The 19,060-nt window shown below is 56.6% G+C and carries 19 protein-coding genes; 3 read left to right on the top strand and 16 right to left on the bottom strand.

Annotation, left to right across the window (positions count from 1 at the left end):
• Positions 1–28: 28 nt before the first annotated feature.
• A complete protein-coding gene (locus QWI75_RS14295; RefSeq protein WP_289269255.1) occupies positions 29–886 on the top strand; it encodes a hypothetical protein in 858 nt (285 codons plus the stop codon).
• 33 nt (positions 887–919) lie between these two features.
• Here the strand turns inward: QWI75_RS14295 and QWI75_RS14300 are convergent, their stop codons facing one another.
• The 6 genes from QWI75_RS14300 to QWI75_RS14325 all read right to left on the bottom strand — a co-directional run bounded on the left by QWI75_RS14300 (position 920) and on the right by QWI75_RS14325 (position 8,625).
• A complete protein-coding gene (locus tag QWI75_RS14300) occupies positions 920–1,624 on the bottom strand; it encodes a class I SAM-dependent methyltransferase (protein ID WP_289269256.1) in 705 nt (234 codons plus the stop codon).
• A complete protein-coding gene (locus QWI75_RS14305; protein WP_289269257.1) occupies positions 1,624–2,835 on the bottom strand; it encodes a glycosyltransferase family 2 protein in 1,212 nt (403 codons plus the stop codon). The genes QWI75_RS14300 and QWI75_RS14305 overlap by 1 nt, the downstream gene beginning before the upstream one ends.
• Before the next feature lie 100 nt (positions 2,836–2,935).
• Positions 2,936–4,144, bottom strand: coding sequence for an ArnT family glycosyltransferase (locus QWI75_RS14310; protein ID WP_289269258.1), 1,209 nt, complete (start codon positions 4,142–4,144; stop codon positions 2,936–2,938).
• 60 nt (positions 4,145–4,204) lie between these two features.
• Complete coding sequence (asnB, locus tag QWI75_RS14315) at positions 4,205–6,103, bottom strand: asparagine synthase (glutamine-hydrolyzing) (RefSeq protein WP_289269259.1); 1,899 nt, start codon at positions 6,101–6,103, stop codon at positions 4,205–4,207.
• Positions 6,104–6,112: 9 nt separating this feature from the next.
• A complete protein-coding gene (locus QWI75_RS14320) occupies positions 6,113–7,333 on the bottom strand; it encodes a glycosyltransferase family 2 protein (protein WP_289269260.1) in 1,221 nt (406 codons plus the stop codon).
• Between the two features lie 155 nt (positions 7,334–7,488).
• Positions 7,489–8,625: a glycosyltransferase family 4 protein gene (locus QWI75_RS14325; RefSeq protein WP_289269261.1), complete on the bottom strand. Its 1,137-nt coding sequence runs from the start codon at positions 8,623–8,625 to the stop codon at positions 7,489–7,491.
• Between the two features lie 169 nt (positions 8,626–8,794).
• Here QWI75_RS14325 and QWI75_RS14330 point away from each other — a divergent pair, with 169 nt between their 5' ends.
• Positions 8,795–9,538 (top strand): class I SAM-dependent methyltransferase, encoded by a 744-nt coding sequence (locus QWI75_RS14330; RefSeq protein ID WP_289269262.1) that lies wholly within the window; start codon positions 8,795–8,797, stop codon positions 9,536–9,538.
• Between the two features lie 84 nt (positions 9,539–9,622).
• A complete protein-coding gene (locus QWI75_RS14335) occupies positions 9,623–10,771 on the top strand; it encodes an SGNH/GDSL hydrolase family protein (RefSeq protein WP_289269263.1) in 1,149 nt (382 codons plus the stop codon).
• Between the two features lie 19 nt (positions 10,772–10,790).
• On the opposite strand, the gene QWI75_RS14340 is transcribed toward QWI75_RS14335, so the two are convergent.
• The 10 genes from QWI75_RS14340 to QWI75_RS14380 form a co-directional block, all read right to left on the bottom strand.
• Positions 10,791–11,297 (bottom strand): SGNH/GDSL hydrolase family protein, encoded by a 507-nt coding sequence (locus QWI75_RS14340; protein WP_289269264.1) that lies wholly within the window; start codon positions 11,295–11,297, stop codon positions 10,791–10,793.
• Positions 11,198–11,767: an SGNH/GDSL hydrolase family protein gene (locus QWI75_RS22890; protein WP_370693644.1), complete on the bottom strand. Its 570-nt coding sequence runs from the start codon at positions 11,765–11,767 to the stop codon at positions 11,198–11,200. Before QWI75_RS22890 ends, QWI75_RS14340 begins: the two co-directional genes overlap by 100 nt.
• A gap of 132 nt (positions 11,768–11,899) precedes the next feature.
• A complete protein-coding gene (locus QWI75_RS14345; RefSeq protein ID WP_289269265.1) occupies positions 11,900–13,315 on the bottom strand; it encodes an O-antigen ligase family protein in 1,416 nt (471 codons plus the stop codon).
• A 97-nt stretch (positions 13,316–13,412) separates the two neighbouring features.
• A complete protein-coding gene (locus tag QWI75_RS14350; protein WP_289269266.1) occupies positions 13,413–14,159 on the bottom strand; it encodes a class I SAM-dependent methyltransferase in 747 nt (248 codons plus the stop codon).
• A gap of 31 nt (positions 14,160–14,190) precedes the next feature.
• Complete coding sequence (locus QWI75_RS14355) at positions 14,191–15,318, bottom strand: glycosyltransferase (protein WP_289269267.1); 1,128 nt, start codon at positions 15,316–15,318, stop codon at positions 14,191–14,193.
• Between the two features lie 18 nt (positions 15,319–15,336).
• Positions 15,337–15,996: a low molecular weight protein-tyrosine-phosphatase gene (locus QWI75_RS14360; RefSeq protein WP_289269268.1), complete on the bottom strand. Its 660-nt coding sequence runs from the start codon at positions 15,994–15,996 to the stop codon at positions 15,337–15,339.
• Positions 15,993–17,192 carry a carboxylate--amine ligase gene (locus QWI75_RS14365; RefSeq protein WP_289269269.1) on the bottom strand — a complete coding sequence of 400 codons (1,200 nt, stop codon included), beginning with the start codon at positions 17,190–17,192 and terminating at the stop codon, positions 15,993–15,995. Before QWI75_RS14365 ends, QWI75_RS14360 begins: the two co-directional genes overlap by 4 nt.
• 117 nt (positions 17,193–17,309) lie before the next feature.
• A complete protein-coding gene (locus QWI75_RS14370) occupies positions 17,310–18,356 on the bottom strand; it encodes a polysaccharide deacetylase family protein (protein WP_289269270.1) in 1,047 nt (348 codons plus the stop codon).
• A gap of 128 nt (positions 18,357–18,484) precedes the next feature.
• Entirely contained in the window at positions 18,485–18,637 is a 153-nt protein-coding gene (locus QWI75_RS14375) for a DUF5989 family protein (RefSeq protein WP_289269271.1), read from the bottom strand.
• Between the two features lie 14 nt (positions 18,638–18,651).
• A complete protein-coding gene (locus tag QWI75_RS14380; RefSeq protein ID WP_289269272.1) occupies positions 18,652–19,047 on the bottom strand; it encodes an SxtJ family membrane protein in 396 nt (131 codons plus the stop codon).
• Positions 19,048–19,060 lie beyond the last annotated feature (13 nt).

Raw genomic sequence — 19,060 nt, forward strand, 5'->3', positions numbered from 1 at the left:
AACGACACGAACGGACAGGAGGAACTCAATGAAACGGGTCATGTTTGCACTATTGTTGGCAATGGCAATCGCTCCGAGCGCCTGGGCGCAATCCTGGCCGAACGAACCTGCCGGCTCGACCGTGATAAACGACTATAACTGGAATAGCTGCCCTGGCGGGGGCTGGCAGCCAGCCTACGGCTGTGGCTCGATCAAGTCCGATTCGACGGCCCCGCATTCGCCAAACAGTGTCTTGAGCTTTACCTATAATCCATCAATCGGTGGGGGTGGGGGAGATCCGTACATTCAGGTGAACAACCTGAGCGAGTGGTATACGGGTTTCTGGGTCTGGATGGATCCCAATTTTGTGGGGACTGCTAGTCAGACCAACAAGATCGTCGCGTTCATCCAGTCCGACGGCAGTTATTTCTGGTTGGAAGCTGGGGCTTACTGCGACTATTGCTATGGTGGACCTTTTAAACCTCACTGGGCACTTTCAACACGGCCTAATCAGCCATACCTCAACAACTGCCACTTGCCCGGTTATGGCGATTGCCCAGGCACATTATCTCTCCCTAGCCCGACTGGCACCACGATCACGAAAGGTGTTTGGCATCGCATGGAGGTGTATGCCAAAAAAAGTACATCCGACACCTCACGGGACGGAATTTTGCGCTGGTGGATGGATGGAGTACAGCAAGGTTATTTGACGAACGTTAATTTTGGCGGAGCACTGGCTATGATCAACTTCACACCTGCCTGGGCCCCGTTCAAGGAAGAACACTGGACTCATCCATCTGAATGGCGATTCGATCACGTGAGAGTCAGCGCGCCGGGAGGAGGCGGAAGCGCCCCGAAGGGAGATACCACCCCCCCTTCATCACCAGTGAATCTGCGTGCTCAGTAGGGTCACGCCCTGCATAACAACATGCGAGATTCCCTAAGATGGCCTTCTGCAAAGAATAAGGTACTGGGCACCGAATGGGTACCGCGAGACAAACGGTTCAAGCCATCTGAGAAACCGGAGCGCATGCGGGAAGAGAAATAAAAAGTCTGAATAGACTATCTCAAATCCAGCAGCCTGCACTGACACCCGCGACTCGCGGGGGGTAAGGGGAATGGCATCTCGATCAAACGGAATCCGGCTCATCACATAGCGCGTGCCCGGATTCCATGGATTATTTTCCCAAAGAGCAAACAGTCCTCCAGCCCGCAAGCACCGATAGACATAGTCGAGCGCTTGAGGCCGCTCGGACGGTGCAATATGATGAAAGACTCCATTTGAATAGACCAAGTCCACGTCTGCGTTTGGCCTATACTCGTTCATGTGGAAGAAGCGTGAGCAGTCGCTCCCGTACTTCCTTCGGCCAAGAGCCACCATACGGGAGGAGGTATCCACGCCGATAGTCTCTCTGGCTCCGAGATACTTTAAAATCAACTCTGACGCAGAGCCATCACCACAACCAAAATCAAGAACCCTATCTGAACGTTCCCTTAATTCATCCAACCGCCCTCTTAGCCACTGAATTCGTCCGGTTGCAAAATACTCCTTGTTCTCTCCCGCCACCGATAAACCTTCAGCCAGCGCTCGGTCATAGTCCTCGCTATAGTCGTCGAAGTCCTCTTTGCGCGGATCAGTGTGCATTATCTTCTCCGCATACCCAGAATGCTGACAAAGAAGCTCGACAGAATAGTCTGAAACCCGAGGGCTACAAGCGTCGAGCCAGGCACAACCATTCGCATCGTTTTCGCGTAATCCAGACTTCCAAAACCGACTATCCTCCATTCGTTGATTGCTGCCAATAGCAGCCCTACTCCAAGCAACAGGGCGCCCGACGCCAGGATAAGCCCTCGTTCAAGCGTTGCGACTTGAAAGAAACGATTAAGCCGGGGATCCTCTGGGAGCAGTCCCTCGCTGATCGCAAAGGTCTTCGAGAACAACGCGAACCAGATCGACTGAGCGCCACAGATGATGGCAAGACTCGCAAAGAGCAGGGTATGGGCATCAAAAGTCACCCCCTGTATCCTCACTCCTGGCATCGCCAATCCATATCCCACAAGCCCGAGCACGATGAGCGCAAGCCCCGGAACGAAGAAGAGCCACCGCGGGCTATAGATTAAGAAGAAGCGGAGAGTCCTCCACCCGTCGCGAAACGTCTTGAGATGGGGGGGATGCGACTTGCGGCCATCCGGGTGCAGTGTAATGGGAACTTCGGCAATCTTCTCTCCGTACAGACTGGCCTTGATGATCATTTCCGTGGCAAATTCCATCCCTGTACAGCGCAAATTCAACCGTTCATAGAGTTCCTTCGAAAACCCCCGCAATCCGCAATAGACGTCGTGAATCGGCGATGAAAACCAGGATTTGGCCATCAACGTAAACATCGGATTGCCCCACCATCGATGCAGAAAGGGCATCGCGCCCTTTGCGATTGTGCCTCCGCCCCAGGGGAGTCGACATCCCTGTACCAGAACATACCCCTGCCTGAGTTTCTCGACGAATTTGGGGACCTCAAGGAAGTCATAGCTGTCGTCGGCATCTCCCATAATGACGTATTTGCCGCGGGCAGCCGCAATGCCTCCCATCAACGCGTTGCCGTAACCTTTGGCAGACACAGGAACCAACCGCGCCCCCATGGCCAAGGCGATGGCTTGGGATCCATCCGTGCTGCCATTATCAGCCACAATCACTTCACCGACGATCCCGCTGTCTCGCAGTGCCCGCTGAGCTTTCTTCACGCATGTTTCAAGGGTGTCTGCCTCATTCAGACAAGGCATGACAATCGTGACTTCAATCTGAGCGGCGGTTTCCACCAGAGTATGTTCCGTTTCAACAGGTTGCTCTTGTCGTTTCATGCGAGCCTCCACCAGTCTTCACCCACAGGTTACATCCCACTCAGAGATCGGCACCTATTATCCTTTTTACAGGGCTCACCAACCGTGACCAATCTCGCCCTTAGCGCTCAGGATGAGAATCAAGGGACGGTTGCTTGGAAGTCGCTGATAGCAACGTTTCGGGAAATCTTTGAACGAAGCCGATCTGATTGGCCCATCCTAAAGCCCCGAACGATGCCAATCCAATGACATAGGGCATGACCGGCATCATGTAGCGGAATAACGGGAGACTGGCCCAATGGAGCAACGCGTAATACCCGATGACAAACAGGGGGATCAGTACGAGATACTGCTGCGTTCTCAGCGCAATGACTAACCCCACACAGGCGAGAAGATAGAGCGGCAGGTTTCCGCCGAGCGTCCATTGATGGTTGTCTCCGGATTCGGTTGCATACCACAGCCTGAAAAACTTCGCGATATTGAATGTGACAAAACCTATCGGATCCGCCTGTAGATGACGCAGATGTTCGGTTATGCCTGCGTTTCTCCAATATCTATCGACTTCGGAGGGCTTGATTCCCTGAGGAGGAGGATACTTCTCATTCATTTCCGTCTTTCCAGGAATCGTCAGGTACGTCTCGTTCGATCCCATCAGGATGACAATGCCTCCGGCGGTGGCCACAGGGATCACGTCATCGAGCACTACGAGATTCCTTACTGTCCACGGTGAGATGACAAGCACAAAACCAGCAAGACAGACCATGTAAGAGATCAAGACTTGCTTTCCACCCCTGATAAGAAATACCAACACAAAGACAAGGAGAAATGGAAGGAACTGTGTGGCCCCGCGAGTTAAGGTCGCTAAACCCAACACAATGCCAGCGGCGGCAAAGTACCTCAGATCCTGTAAGCGCACGGCATAGATAACCAGAAGAACAAACCCCGCTAACAAGCAAGTGACCAGCGGTTCGGCGGCAATCGAGATTGCCAGATAGATGGCGAATGGATACACGGCCAGGACGGCAGCAGCCAAAAGGCCCGTTCGCGCATTAAAAATTTCCCGCATGATCAAGAACACTAAGATCACCGTGACCGAGTCAACCATGACCTGCACGATTTTCACAGGCCCAAGATCCTCCCCGAAGATGGATTGCAAAAATGCAATGAACATCCCGTAGAGAGGAGGAGCGTAGATCGGATACGAGGGGTCCCGAAAGCCTTCTCCATGGAGGAGCTTGTGAGCCCCGGCCAAATAGGCGGCCTGCGCGCTATCGTCAATCGGAGGAGCGGGGACGATCCACAGCGCCGCCAATCGAACGATCACCGCCACTAGGAACAACCATGCTATAGTTCCTTTCTCAGTATTGTGCATTCATCGCCTCGCTTCGTCTCACCGATTCACGTACAACCCATGCCACACCATGAAGACCAACAGGGTCCAGATCTTTATTTCATGGTTGTGCGTTTGGCGATCATGCTGATCCAATAGCGTTTCGACGGCGGCCGCATCAAAGTATCCTGCCCTCGAAATTGCAGCAACAGAGAGATGGTCTCGAACAAAATCCCGCAGCGGTCCCCGCAGCCAGTCGCTCAGCGGAATTGAGAACCCCTGTTTTCTACGTCCCAAGATGTGTTTCGGAATGATGCCGTCCAGGGCCTGGATCAACACATACTTCTTCGTCATGCCATGCAACTTGTACTTGGCCGGAATCCCCGCCGCAAACTCGACGACCTTGTGATCCAAAAACGGCACCCGCACCTCGAGCGAATGCCACATGCTCAGCCGATCAGTCTTCCGCAACTCATCATCCGGGAGATAGGTGTGCAGGTCCGCGCGAAGCATCCACTCCAACGGATCGTCGGACGCCGGCACCTGGTCCATCGCCAGCGGGGTCGCCTGATGCCTCTCTCGCTTGAGACAGTTCAGCACCTCTTTGTTGAAGAGTTGGGTCTTCTCATCCTCATCAAACGCCGCCAGGAACCGCTGATACCGCTCAGGCAATGGAAGGTCTACCCCTTGAGTAAACCGCTTCAGCCGATCGACCCAGGGGCCCGCAGCCCGGAACTCGGGAAGCCTATTGATGAGGGGACTCAGCAGGCCCTGCCGCACAGCGCGCGGAATGTGCCGGTACCGTTCCGCCGCCAAGGCCCCACGATACCGCTCATAGCCCGCGAAGAGCTCATCGCCGCCCGTACCTGACAAGGCGACGGTCACATATTTCCGCGCGGCTTCGGCAATCATGTAATTGGGAATGGCCGATGAATCGGCGAAGGGTTCGTCAAACGACTGCATGATCGCCGGCAACATGTCTCCAACCTGCCGTTGCGGGTCTTCATAGACATATTCGGAATGGTCGGTGCCGTACTGAGTGGCAATGGTCCTTGCAAAGGGCCGTTCATCGACCCCCACCTGCCCGTCCTCGAATCCGATCGTAAAGGTCTTCACCTTGCCCTGCCCAGCCCGAGACATCAGCGCGACGATCGCGCTGGAATCGATGCCGCCGCTAAGGAACGCCCCCAGCGGAACCTCGCTGACCAGATGGAGCCGGACCGCTTCCTCAAGTTCGTGCAGCAGCCCCTCGGCATAGTAGTCGAGCGACCGGGGTTCGCCGGATGGCGGCTTGAGTTGCCAGTACCGCTTGACGTGAAAGGATCCGTCGCTCCACAGGCCGATGTGGGCCGGCGGCAACTCGCGAATGCCTTCATAGATCGTCTGCGGACCAGGCACGTATTTGAACGTCAGATAATCCGAGAGAGCTGGCAGGTTGATGCTCCGTTCCAGTCCTTCAATGGCGAGCAGGCATTTGAGTTCCGAACCGAAGTACAGCGCCCCCTTATGCTGCCAGTAATAGCAGGGTTTGATGCCCAAACGGTCCCGTCCCAGCAAGAGTTTCTTCTGCCGATCATCCCAGATCGCAAACGTGAACATGCCCCGCAGATGGGAGACCAGTTCCTCCCCAAAATCCTCGTAGAGATGGACGAGGCATTCGGTATCCGAGGCCGTGAGCAGCCGGTGGCCCCGCTTCTCAAGATCACGGCGTAGCTCCCGGTAGTTGTAGATCTCTCCGTTGAAGACCACCCAGACCGTCTTGTCCTCATTGTGAATCGGCTGCTTGCCGGCATGCAGATCGATAATCGAGAGGCGGCGCATCCCCAACCCGATCCGATCTCCGAAATAGAACCCGTCGTCGTCCGGGCCGCGCCGCGTGATCAATCCGCACATCCGGCGGACCAGCGATTGATCGACCCCTTCCACCTTCGGTTGTACAGATCCGACAATACCGCACATGGTCCAGCCTCAGCGATTGACCTGTTGCGAGGACGTCGTACTTCGAGACATGCGCCCCCAATGTCGCCGCCCATAGCCGAGCATGCCCAGCAGTTCAATCGTGAGCCGCCAGGGCAAAAACACAGGGATGAGCAGCAAGCCCCCCAAGGCTTTCGCCGGCGATTCGGTGGAACAGACCCCCAGCACAAAATACCCTGCCACCGCCGTGAACAAGGCGACAGCCCAAGAAAAGGTAAAGCCCCAGACAGAATCGCCTGCGTTCACCGCGCTCGTAATCAGACAAAGGATCGACAGCGAAGCCTGGCTCGAATAATTGGGCGCCACCAGCGTCCCGGCCGAATCGAGGAGGGAGAGGGACCCGGTCCGAATCCCCTCCCGAATGAGAGCCCAGACCTTCTTTCCCATGATCGCATATCTGCCGCTGGCCCACCGCAACCGCTGCCGCGAGGCCTGTTTCAGACCCTGCGACTCCTTCGCGTAGGTCTTGGCGAGAGGATTAAAATAGATCGGTTGCCCGCTTAAGAGTAGCGCGACGGAAAATTCCCAATCTTCCCCGACCGAGAAGGCCGTCCATCCATATCGTTCCAGTACCGTTGCCCCGATGCACATGCCCGTCCCCGTCAACATGCCCGACAAGCCCAAGACGGTTTTCCCGGTATAGTAGCGGCCGTTTCGGAGCGCGCCCGTGACCGCGATGATGCGGGTGAACGGCGTCGCCCAGGGGTTGGAAATGTAATTGTAGCCCTGTTGAACCTGATGGCCGGCCTGGAGGCCCCAATGGAAGGCACGCAGGAGTTCTCGATCTGCGACCGTATCGGCATCGACAATGACCACCGCGTCAAACGCCAATTTGGCTTCACGCGCTTCCTGAATGCCCCAGGCAATCGCCGCCCCCTTTCCCGGCATTCCCTCGAACCGTTCGAAACACTCAGCCCCATGCTGCCGAGCGACGGCGGCCGTGGCATCCGTACAGCGATCGGCAATCACCACGACCCGATAGGAGTCCGCAGGGTAATCCAGTTGCCTGAAGCTTTGGAACGTGCTCTCGATTCCCAACTCCTCATTATGAGCCGGAATCAGCACCAGAAACCGAGCGTGATGTCCATTGGGCGGATGAATGTCCGGACGACGGAACCACAAGGAGATGAGGCCCAGCACCCACTGATACAGGACCAGCAAGCTGAGCGGCAAGAGGAGGAGGACGGTAAAAATGCCAATCACGTTATTCATACGGTCTCAGGCCATACACATCATGATCAGCCACGGATCGATCGGCAGGGCACGGACCTTCACGCTCTGGCTGAGGAACTGGCTTGCGGACCGGCAAGCAGCATGATCATAAAGGGAGCAGGAGTCACCTCTCTCACCCCAAACGGCGTTTCCGCTTATCCAGCCGGGGTCCTCCTCACCAGCTCGCGATAGAGGGCCGCCACCTTCTCGCCCATGGATTCAGCCGAAAAGTCTTCTTGGACTCTGAGCAGCCCGGCTCGGCCGCAGCGCTCGGCGAGGCGTTCGTCATCAAGAAACCTCCGGCAGGCCTCGGCCAATGCCGTGGGATCGGCCGTCGGGATCAGCAACCCCTGGATGGAGTCTGTGATCACTTCCGGGATCCCTCCGACCCTGCTCGCCACGACGGGTCTCGCCAAGGTCAGGGCCTCGAGGAGCACCATCGGAATCCCTTCGTGCAGCGATGGTAGCACGAACAGATCCATCGCGCCTATTAAATCGTAGGTGTCATCACGATGGCCAAGGAAAGTCACGTAATCGGCGACACCGAGTTGTCTCGCCTGGTCTTGGAGATGATCGAGCAGGGGACCGTCGCCCACGATCACAAAACGCAGGTCGCGCCTGTCCCGCAAGAGCCGTTGGGCTGCCTCAAGGAAGTGCTCATGACCCTTCACTGCCGTCAGCCGGCCTACCGTTCCGATGAGACGGTGGGCAGGATCGATCCCCAACAGTTGCCGCGTCTCTTGGGGCATCCTAATTCTCTGAATCCGACCGATTTGTACGCCATTGTGAATCTGCACGACCTTTTCTGGACCATATCGCCGACTCAGTACCTGTTCGATCTGCGAAGACACGGCAATCAATCGACCTACCTTCAGCCTGATCGCCAGACTGTCGCACAGTTCATACAGCCCCATGCGGAACGATTGGACTCCCCGAAACGGCTCCGTCAAGCCGTGCACCGTCCTGACGACATGCCGAATTCCGCAGCGGGCCGCGGCGATTGTCCCCAGAATCGTATCCTTGTATTTATGGGTATGGAGCAGATCGAACTTGCCGGCTCGACAGTAGGCGGTCAATTCTCTCAACAGCCTCCCCGGATGCCACTTCGTCTCGGGGAATACCGTTACCGATACTCCAAGAGCCCGTAGCTCCGAGGCCAGCCGCCCTTCATTGAGCAGGACGATGGAGCATTCGAGATCGGGCCTCTTGACGAGTGCATCGACCAGGGCTAACAACTGAACTTCGGCCCCAGCCCAGAGATCGCCCATGGTGACATGGCAGACTTTGATCATCTCACTGAGCTACAGGAGAACTCGATAGTCGATTGACCGCTCGCCGTATCCCGTCGAATGATAGACAGAATTCCCTCCGCTACCCTATAATTTGACCGGGCCAAAGATCCCGGTCCACCCGCTGTGAACCAAACACACCTTTCACTTCAACCTCGGCGAGGACAGACGCATGATCACCCAAGACCGATGGCGGGTTGCGCAGGAGTACGAACGGTCGTTTTGGCAGAACCAAGCTCGCCAAATAGCTGCAGGCGCGGTCGGCCAGATGAGCTGGTACTCATGGAAGGCCAAGCTCATGGAGGAGCATCTCTCGGAATTCCTTCGTCCGCAGATGAAGGACTCGGCTGTGGTGCTCGAAGTGGGCAGCGGCCCGGTCGGCATCGCGAGCTTTCTCCCCTGGGGCACACGTTACGCCGTCGATCCCTTGGAGGATTTTTATCGCTCCGAACAGGCGCTCTGCCAGCTTCGCGATAAGACCGTCACCTATTCCGCGGGGAGCGGGGAGCGGCTCCAGTTTGAATCGAACACCTTCTCGCTCGTCGTACTCGACAACGTCCTGGACCATGTGCATCAAGCCTCGGAGGTCTTGCACGAGATCGGACGAGTGATGAAACCTGATGGGCTGCTGTACTTTGCCGTGAACATCCATACGACCTGGGGCGCATTCCTCCATCGAATCCTGTCACGCCTCAAGATCGATCGGGGCCATCCCTATACCTTCACGGCCGCTTCGATCCGTGCCTTTCTGACGGCCCATGGCTTTGCCGTGCAGAAAGAATTCATCAACGATTATCGGAAGGCGAAAGAGCAGGATCTCAAGTCGGCAGCCTTGAAGGACAAGCTGAAAGCCTACGCGGGCCTTTCAGAATTCATCTACTACGCCGTGTGTGCCCGGCGTGAAGCCCAACGATAGCATAATCCATTTAGAACATTTTGAATTTCCAAATTAGCAAACAACAATACTCAACGAGTAAAGTTCCTTCTTAAAGCAGGTGAGATGAAAGCTCTGTCTGCTCAAAAGCAAATTCTGTTCGCCCTTATATTGATTTTAGCTGGTTTGGTGTTCCTAGAAGCCTCTATAAGAGTTGGAGCATTCTTTCTCTACAATAGAAGCCCCTATTTCCTGTTTTATGGATTTCGGTCGGTCATGGCCGACGATGATCCAGAAGGACACTCCGCTGCCTATGATGGATATTTCAAGTTTCCTCCCAATAGAACGCTGAAGCAGTATGGCATGTTTCAAAAACCGACACCGATTCGAATCAATTCGCTTGGTTTTCGCGGCGAAGATTTCTCTCCCCAAAAGGATCCGAACTCATTTCGTATCATCTGTCTGGGAGGATCGTCAACGTTCGGGTTCTTTGACCGTGACGAATTTACCTATCCTTCTATCCTGCAAAGATTACTAAATGAGCGCCTCCATGAAAGCCCAATCCGAGTCGAGGTCATCAACGCTGGCATTCCCCACTTCACATCAGATAACCTTGTCTCCATTCTTAGGAATGAACTATGGCAATACAGCCCTGATCTTATTACTGTCTACTCAGCGTATAACGATGCGGTTCGCATCATAGATATGACGGTGACACAACGCACTCTTCGGTGGCTGCACGAGCATTTGGCTATTTATGTAGCGCTGAAACGATTAAGCAGTATGCTTGGCGGCCCCGAGCTTCACTCAAAGTATGCCAAATACGCTAATCTCTCGAATGAAGACTACATTAAGACTCAGGTTGCTCTCCACAGAGAGAGGTTTGATAAGAACTTACGAGACATCGTCGCCCTTGCCCGGGATAAAGGAATCCACGTGCTGTTTATTAAACAGCCCATCAGAATGCCAGAGATACGTGGTAACTCGCCTGAAATGAAATGGACCTACGAAGGGGACTTGAACTTCGCTAGACAAAAATTAGAGCATGGTGAGTTTTTGTCGAGCGAGGAGGTGACGCTTATAATTCATTCGGAACTCCTACAGACGTTGGATGGGATCGCCAAACAACTCTCTATTCCGGTGGTGGACAACATACGCATCATTAACCAACATCCCGAATATTTTGCCAGTTACGTCCATCTGACCGAGGAAGGAAACCAAGCATTGGCAACTGCCTTAGCTGAGACGATAATGTCTAATTATCTCACCAAGTAGACCCACTAGACGTCCGAACTCAGTGCTGTTTGTAATAACCCCGATCATACACCCAACTTACGTAAGACTCGGCTGCTTGCCGATGTCCCAGTCCATTTGGATGTACATTGTCTTCAGCGGTGACTTGCAATTTGCGATAGGACAGAGATGCGAAGGTCTCGACTAGGTCGAAGACCTTGAATCCACGTGTTTCTGCCTCGCGCTTGACTCGTTCATGAATAGGAGCAAAGGCATAGGGTTTGTAGTCGACCAGCAGCGGCCAGATGATCAGATGGACATCGAATGAGTGCTTCGCACGGAGGTCTTTCAGCCTATCGAATCCTTCGGTCATCCTCTGATAACAATAGTCTTGGCTCCATAGATGTCGGTAGTAGTTGCTCTCTCCCTTCCCCGTGGCCATGCCGACCAGGTGCTCGATTCTGCTCTTCACAAAGTACACGAACGCCGACGACTTGAGCCACCGCTTGATTCTGGGATCGATACCGATGTCTCCCAAGAGGCCGATCTTTGCATCCTTGTCCTCCATGAACTGCTTGGCCGCATGGAACTCGGAAAAAAATCGCAATCATTGAGCACGAAATTCACAATCACGAGGTCCGGATCATAGCCAAGCCCTTCGACCTCCAGAACATGGACTTCCTGCGGCGTATTCAGCCCGCTCATGCCGAGGTTGATGACCTCGTACTGGGAGCCAAGCAGGTCTTGCAAGCGGCTCGAAAACATCGCCTCCGATTCGACCCCGGCGCCTTCGGTCACCGAATCCCCTAATACAATCACCCTCCTCACTCCGGGCTGTTTTTGCCTAGCATGTTCTCGATCCCTGAAGCCTGCGCTGTTATAAGCAAGGACGATCTTCCCATCCTGGACTCTTGAGTTTGGAATAAACCGCCAATTGAGTATCGGGTCGTTAACCTGACGAATGTTTCCAATTTGCGATTCTGGTGCCCCCGCATAGCCCAACGACCGCAACAGCACTTCGCCCACGATAGCCGACATCACGAGCGAAGCGAACAGCAGCGTAGTAGTTAAGAATATATTTGCTCTGCGCGTGTTTCTATTTTCCACAGTCGTTGGCTAATGCTCCCCCCAACCAAGACCGCACTCAAGGAATTGAGCCAGACCAGAAGTTTAGCTCGGACGAAATTCTTCTTTTGCGCCGGAGGAGAATGTTGATCTCCGCACTTTCCCAAGAGATCTCGCTCCAAGCGCGTGTTCCCTTTGCTCACCTTCCGATTCTACTTCATTTGCCACACAATTCCGTAGGGCAACTGAAAACGCTACGAGCACCCAAAATGTGGGATAGTAGAGTGTCGCCACAAAGATACTGGCGACAAGATAGGCGATGAATCCTGCTTCAATAGCTCGCGCGAGGAAGAGAGCACTCCGTATTCCATTCCGCCTGCGGATCTCATCAGTTGTCTCGATCACCCTTATTTTGTGTCTGGTTGGCACTTCACATTCCACGGCCGCATGACTCACCCACTTCAAATCCTTGAAGCTGTTCACCAGCATGCCTAGAAAAATGGCAAGCCCAACCAAACCCAGTTCTGGAAGGAGCGTAAAGTACATCGAGTGCGCTGCACGACCGGCCAATGATTTGCCTTCCCAGGTCCTATCACCCTGATACTCCTCAAACGTCCAGGGAAAATTACCCTGTCCGACTCCAATAATGGGATTATGGAAAAACATTTCCAATCCGATGCCCCAGGTATAAAGCCGTGCCGCGCCTGTTCCTCCTCCCTCACTACTCAGATTCTCTTCGTCGGTAGTGGATTTAATCCGTTCCCAATAGGCATCCGGGGCTGCCAAGGCCATGAACATGACCACTATTATTCCCAGAAAAATCGGCATGATTTTGTTGGGCGATCTGATCCACCAATAGATCCCCACTGCAGCCAGGCCGATGAAGCCGCCTCGAGACATTGTTGCCATTGCCGCCAGGACAAAGAGACACAAGAGACCAATATACATAGGCCGCGACACCCCCACCCCCTTTGAAGACATCATGAACAAGGCGAATGCGGCCGCTACGTCCATCTCCATGCAGAAGTCGTTCTCATCGCCGAGCCATCCGCCCACCCCTTGGCCATGGTTCAACACCCCGAGGACTGCCAGGATCGCATGGACCCCGAGCCAGACCTTCATGACCCGGTTGAACCTGTCCAAGCTATCGACGAAGGTGATGATGCCCAAATACAGCCCGAACGTCAGGAACATGTCCTTTACCAACATCGCGGCCCAAAAATTATTGACGGCTATTGGGACATGGACCACCATGAGGGCAAAGAGGGCCACCCAGAACTTGGTTTGCTTTTTGGCCAGGTTGAATTTCCCGGCATTGAGGACGGAGAGGATCAGCAGGCCATCCAGCAACGACGCGAAGGGGATCACCTTAATCCCCGGGATGATCTCCTGAGGACGGCCGAACTCGAACAGGAGCGCCAGGAGGATTATGGTGAAGGGTCCCTTTCCCTTGCTCACTTGTGCACTACGAGCCTGAAGCCCTGTTCTGTTTTGAGCCGCATCAACCGCGACCGTTCGCACTCCAGCCCTCACGATGGGGAATGATCCCCGGCATCTGGTTGTGTCACAGGAAGGTCCTGCTTTGGGACTCGCTGATCTTGCGGAAACTCTGCGCTGCTCATCCGATCTTTTGAAGGACGGCGATGATGTTGGTTCGTAACGATCTCAACGACCGCGTCATCAGCAGCTTAATCCAGACCAACTCGGGAACAAACAGCGGCGGCAGGGTCTTGAAAATGGCGTCGGTGACCGAGAGCTTGAACTCCGCCACGGTGAACCCCTGCTGCCCGGCCAACGCTCGAATTGTTTTCTCGCGATTCGCGCGATAATGCGTCGGGAAAATGTCGTGCTCTTCCCGGTCTTCGACCAGGGCCACCAGCGGCGCCTTGATGAACTCCGGCACCAGCATGGACAGCAGCGCGCCATAGCCGAACAGGTTCGGCGTATGAAAGATAAAGAGGCCCTTGGGGGCCAGCACGCGCCGAACCTCTCCGAACTGCCGGCCGGGATCGTCCAGATGTTCCACCACCATGTTCATCGTCACCAGATCGAAGGCTCCGTCGGGAAACGGCAGTTTGCCGATGTCCCCCCGGACTTTGCGCCTGAGCCGTTGATGGGCTTTCAACGACGGGAGATCAAAATCCAGTCCCGTGAGGGACCGGCAGCGCGTCGTCAATTCCTCCTCGCCCCGGCTTCTCCAGAACGGCAGGAGCGTATGCCCGCAGCCCAGGTCCAGCCAGCGCGTGTCTTCCTGGACGTGCTGTTTCAAGACCGCCTCATAGACATGTTGCGAATACTCGAACTCCGGGACGATCATATCCCGGGCTTTCCAATACACGTTGTACAGGCGATCACGCAGGCTCATCCTTTGTTGCTCCTTTAGTCCATGGCCGTCGTCACGCGGCCACCACAGCTCGCGCCGGTTTCCGACTGATCGCCTGTTGGTACAGCGCGCCATACCGGTCGGCCATGAGCCGCAGCGTAAACCGTTCCTCCACAAGCTGCTTGGCTCGCGACCCAAACAGGGCCGCCCGGCTCGGATCGCCCAACAGCGCAAGAATCGCCTTCGCCAACGGGGGGGCCTCTCCGGCCGGAACGAGGTACCCGGTTTCCCCCTCCACCACCAACTCCGGATTTCCCCCGACGCGGGTCACCACCACCGGCTTGGCAGCCGCCATCGCCTCCAGCAGCGCAATCGACAATCCTTCGGACAGCGACGGCATGGCGAACACGTCCATGACCGCCAGCAACTTCGGGACATCGTGCCGCAGGCCGAGGAACCGGACCCTTTCCTCGATCCCAAGCGTTTTGGCCTTCGTTTTCAGCGGCACTTCGAGCTCACCGCGGCCGATCAGCAGAAAGGTCGTCCTGGGGCAGTCCTTCAGCACGAGCGGGATTGCATCGAGCAAGTGGGTATGGCCCTTGACCGGGTACAGGTTCCCCACGACCCCTACGACCAGCTCATCATCGGGGAGTCCGAGGTCCCTTTTGTACTGTGATGCCTGGTCCTGGTCGGCTGCCGGCGCCTCGTCGACTCCATTATAGATCACTTGTATCCGATCCTCCGCGATGCCGGTCCGGGCCACCACAAACCGCTTGAGATCCTCCGACACGGCCACCATCTGCGCGGAGCGACTCACCCACCGATAGGCCCATCGGCGGCGGCGCTTTTCCCAGAAATAGTGTTTCCCGTGGATGGTGGCGACCAAGGGCACCCTTGCGATTTTCGCCACCAGCGCCCCATGCACGATGGCGTCGAACTCATGCGCCTGGATCACATCCACCCGTTCCCGCTTGATCAAGCGATAACAGTCCCGCATCCATTTCCACTGCATGAACCCGTCATGCGGGAGCACATAGGTGGTCAGTCCCCGGCTCTCGCATTGGTCTTTCAGCCATCCGGGCCGGAACAGCCCGACGATCGATCGATACCGGCTCCTGTCCAGCGAGGCGGCCAGTGCGCAGACGATCCGCTCCGCCCCACCGGGTCCGCTGCTGCTCGACAGGTGCAACACCGTGTTCATAAGGGCTGAGCGGCCGGATTAGTTGGCCGGCCTGGCTGATGGCTGCGCCGCATCCGCATTCGCCGCCTGGGCCTTGCTCCGCTCCACGATCTGCCGGAGCACCTGATCGCAGGACTCGCGGATTCGCTCGAAGCACAGCCTGAAGTCTTCCGGCGTGCCGCTGTAGGGATCGTCGATGTCGAGCGGTCCTTTCTTGCAGAACCGACCCAGGACGAAGATCTTGTGCCTCTCCCGCGGGTACAGTTTGGCCACCCGATCCTTCTGCGCCACCTCCATGACCAGCACCAGATCCGATCGCTGCATGAGGTCCTGAAAGAGCGGCGTCGTAGCGTGCCGCGCCAGCAGGATCCCCCCTTGCCGGGCAACCTCTTGCGCCAAAGGATGCGCGGGCTTTCCCGCGGTTGTCTCAATTCCCGCGGAAGAGACCGAGATGGCCAATCCTTGCTTGCGCACCTGGGCGGCAAAGTAGGCTTCAGCCAGCGGACTGCGGCACACATTTCCCTTGCAGACGAAGAGCACGCTTCTCACCGGATGCGGCAAGACTTTGGATGCCGTGACCTGCTCATAGGCCAGGCGCAGGAATTTGAGACGCCGGTAGACATGGCCCGCCGCCGCGCGCAAGGCGTGGAAGTAGAGGCCGACCGTGCTTCTTACGCCCGCGGACCCGGCATCGCTCATGCTCGTCCTTTCACCATGGCCTTCACATAGGCGCGCAGCTCCTGCCACGCCGGACCGAGATCCTCCCACCGTTCCACCTCGTAATGCAGGTCTTTCTGGAAGAACCGAGCAAACTCCAGCGCGCATCGCATTCGCGACGGAGCCCCAGGCGGAAGGCGCAACGTCTCCTCGGACTTGAACAGTCTCGCCAACAGATGATCGAGGTCGCCCAAGAGCCACCTGGATTTCACCCCGACGCGGTACCCGACCGGCGCCTGCACCGGGCGGCCACAGATGAGTTGATGCAGCAAGAACGGAAAATTCAGGCCGGCATCGACGGCCAGTTGCAGCGACCCCCAGAAACGTCCATTGATCTCCATCAGGTAGGGTATGCCGGTCCGGCGCTCGACTTTGAACTCCACCATCGCAACCCCGTGCCAGCCGACATGGTGCAGGAGTCGCAGGGCGTGGTCGGCCATCGGCTTCGGCAGCTCGATGCTCTCCCGCAGGACGCTCACGCCCCCGGCCGGCGGTTTTTCGCGCAGGCGTCGGTGGGCGAACAAGGCAACGGGTCTGCCATGGTCACAGAGCGCGAAAATGCCCTGCCCTTCCCCCTCAATGCGCCGCTGAATCAACGACGGCCATTTGAGATAGGGGGTCTGTCGATACACCTGCTCCAATTCTTCCCGATTCACCACCTGGCGTACACTGGTGTTGGTCCAGGCGCCGTCGATCGGTATGCGCGATCGGCCCGGCTTGACGATCAATGGAAATTCTCCCACCGACCGCAGGTCCTGGGGAAGACGACCCTCTTCCACGAAGAGAGTGTCGGGAATTGGCACGTCAAGCTGTTGCGCGAGCCTCATCAGCCGATATTTATCCGATAGCGTTTCATAGACGGCCGGAGCGGGCGCGGCAACTCTGGTACGCGCGTCGAACTGGGCCCTGCGTTCCCCGATCAGGTGCATCGCCAGATCGGAGATCGGCACAAGCATCTCGACTTGCCGATCGGTCACCATCTGTAACAAAACATCGAGGTAGCCCTTCGGATCTTCGTATGGAGACGGATAACGAAACGCACGCCGGCAATAGCGCGATGAACCGGCTAGGGAGCGCTCGGTTTCCGACCCGACCAGCACATCGATCTGTTTTCGCCCCAGCGCGCGCGTGACGGCGAGCGCTGCCCGCTCATTGCCGTCTGTCACCAGCACGCTCATCGTTCCTCCACACCGACCTTTGCTAAAACCGGCGCCTTTTCTTCGCCTCATTGAATATGTTGGCCGGAGAGACACCTCACATGGGCTCCCTCGTCTTTCTCCATACCCGGGCCTTCATTACCGCAGAGCGGACAGCGCCAGTGCCAAGAGGGCCGGGGACTCACTGATGTCATGATGGATCGAGATCCGCCTGAGCGCCATCAGATTCACCGGCGTCTCCCGTTCGAGACCCGGATCGCATGAGGCCGCAGCTTGGTATCCCGCCTCTCTCACGATTTGTTGCACGAGATCGTTGTAGTTGCCATTGGGATAGCAGAACACGGGAACTGTGGCTGCTCCACTCTCGCGTAACCTCTCGTACGACGAGTTCACCTCCTGCCGTACCTCTTTTTCCGGAATCAGCGTCATCAAGCGGTGTGAACAGGAATGCGATCCGAATGAGATGTCATGTTGCGACATCTCGCGCACTTCATCCCAATTCATCACGACACGGGTTTCCGGAACCGTGATCCCCAGAATCTCGCTCAAGCTCGCCAGCAGCCGCTCCAAACGGCCGGCTTCCAGCTCTTTACAGGCCTCGATGAAGCGATCATAGGAGTCCGGTCCCGCAGCAACGTCCCATGGAAAGACCGATCCCCTCTCCTGGGTCTGTAAAGCCTCGGTGAGAGCCTGATAGAAGGCTGTTCGCCGCTCGGGCGCGCACGACGGGGCATCGGCTGTCCGCAGGAGATAGCCCAGCCGTTCCGGCCAAAACCAGCGCGACGTGCCGACAAAATCCGTCGGCAGAAAAATGGTGGCAGGCAGCCTGTACCGCCTCAGGATCGGATAGGCATGCCGGTAATTGTCGAGCCAGCCGTCATCGAATGTAATCACGCAGGCGGCTGTGTCGGCCTTCCACCGTCCGGTTCGCCAGCGGTCGAGCAACTCCGAAAGCGAGAGGACCTCGAACCGTTCCCGCAAGTACTCCATGTGCATCCGGAACACCTCATCCCGCACATACATGCCGGATTGCACGATGCCCGCATCGAGGTCTTCAGCGGATAAGACTCGATGATAGTTCAGGATCGCGACGGTCCCTTTGTGTCGGGCCCGAGAGACACCAGACCAGTGGTAGGCTCCCGCGAGCCTTCGCCAGACATATCGCTTGAGTCCTGCCGCCCCCATGTGTGAACACGTGCCTCCTCGATCCAACCATCGTCTTCAGCCTGCTGATCTCGCTGCGGCCTAGGGCATTCTCCCCTCTCCTTACCCTCTCCCCCGTGAGGAGGGGGGCGGTGAGGGGGAAGCGCACACTAGAAGAGCGTGTAGATAAACGGCGCCACCGCGGATCCTTGCGTAAAGACAATCAGGCTTCCCAAGAGCACCAACACAACGATGATCGGCAGCAGCCAAAACTTCTTTCGTTCTTTCATGAACGCCCAGAGTTCGGTCAGAAATTCTCCCATTGTCCCCCCCTTGCTTAGAACATGTTCTTCATATGCGATGGCGGCCGCGGCTCCCGGACGACCCGGTAGCTGTCCATTCCGGGAATCCAAGCCCGCCGCATCGGGTCTCGGCCGAGCATTTTCATCACCAGTCCCATCGGCACCACGAGCCCATAGTAGAGAATGCCCAGAATAATCCTAGTGTTAATCCATCCCAGCACATGTCCCACCGCCATCCAGCCTTTGTACAGGGGGGCCAAGACACCGGGCAGGATGAGACCAAGCGGGATCAGCGCGCAAGCCGGAATGACCGCCCAGAGCCGCATGGCCTCGCCACGCCACACCAGGGGCCAGAGGCCGATGACGAGGAACACGCCTCCCACCGTGAGCCCGAAACTGCGGAGTTGCTTCACATCAGTCTGCTCGTTCATCGTACACCCTTTC

The sequence above is a fragment of the Nitrospira tepida genome, from assembly GCF_947241125.1.
GTDB classification, from domain to species: Bacteria; Nitrospirota; Nitrospiria; order Nitrospirales; family Nitrospiraceae; genus Nitrospira_G; species Nitrospira_G tepida.

Coding starts and splice junctions, on each gene's coding strand:
- QWI75_RS14335 (WP_289269263.1), top strand. CDS start 9,623: ATGAAAGCTCTGTCTGCTCAAAAGCAAATTCTGTTCGCCCTTATATTG.
- QWI75_RS14380 (WP_289269272.1), bottom strand. CDS start 19,047: ATGAACGAGCAGACTGATGTGAAGCAACTCCGCAGTTTCGGGCTCACG.
- QWI75_RS14305 (WP_289269257.1), bottom strand. CDS start 2,835: ATGAAACGACAAGAGCAACCTGTTGAAACGGAACATACTCTGGTGGAA.
- QWI75_RS14370 (WP_289269270.1), bottom strand. CDS start 18,356: ATGGGGGCGGCAGGACTCAAGCGATATGTCTGGCGAAGGCTCGCGGGA.
- QWI75_RS14320 (WP_289269260.1), bottom strand. CDS start 7,333: ATGAATAACGTGATTGGCATTTTTACCGTCCTCCTCCTCTTGCCGCTC.
- QWI75_RS22890 (WP_370693644.1), bottom strand. CDS start 11,767: ATGTCGGCTATCGTGGGCGAAGTGCTGTTGCGGTCGTTGGGCTATGCG.
- QWI75_RS14365 (WP_289269269.1), bottom strand. CDS start 17,192: ATGAGCGTGCTGGTGACAGACGGCAATGAGCGGGCAGCGCTCGCCGTC.
- QWI75_RS14355 (WP_289269267.1), bottom strand. CDS start 15,318: ATGAACACGGTGTTGCACCTGTCGAGCAGCAGCGGACCCGGTGGGGCG.
- asnB (WP_289269259.1), bottom strand. CDS start 6,103: ATGTGCGGTATTGTCGGATCTGTACAACCGAAGGTGGAAGGGGTCGAT.
- QWI75_RS14325 (WP_289269261.1), bottom strand. CDS start 8,625: ATGATCAAAGTCTGCCATGTCACCATGGGCGATCTCTGGGCTGGGGCC.
- QWI75_RS14350 (WP_289269266.1), bottom strand. CDS start 14,159: ATGAGCCTGCGTGATCGCCTGTACAACGTGTATTGGAAAGCCCGGGAT.
- QWI75_RS14340 (WP_289269264.1), bottom strand. CDS start 11,297: ATGGAGGACAAGGATGCAAAGATCGGCCTCTTGGGAGACATCGGTATC.
- QWI75_RS14375 (WP_289269271.1), bottom strand. CDS start 18,637: ATGGGAGAATTTCTGACCGAACTCTGGGCGTTCATGAAAGAACGAAAG.
- QWI75_RS14300 (WP_289269256.1), bottom strand. CDS start 1,624: ATGCACACTGATCCGCGCAAAGAGGACTTCGACGACTATAGCGAGGAC.
- QWI75_RS14295 (WP_289269255.1), top strand. CDS start 29: ATGAAACGGGTCATGTTTGCACTATTGTTGGCAATGGCAATCGCTCCG.
- QWI75_RS14360 (WP_289269268.1), bottom strand. CDS start 15,996: ATGAGCGATGCCGGGTCCGCGGGCGTAAGAAGCACGGTCGGCCTCTAC.
- QWI75_RS14330 (WP_289269262.1), top strand. CDS start 8,795: ATGATCACCCAAGACCGATGGCGGGTTGCGCAGGAGTACGAACGGTCG.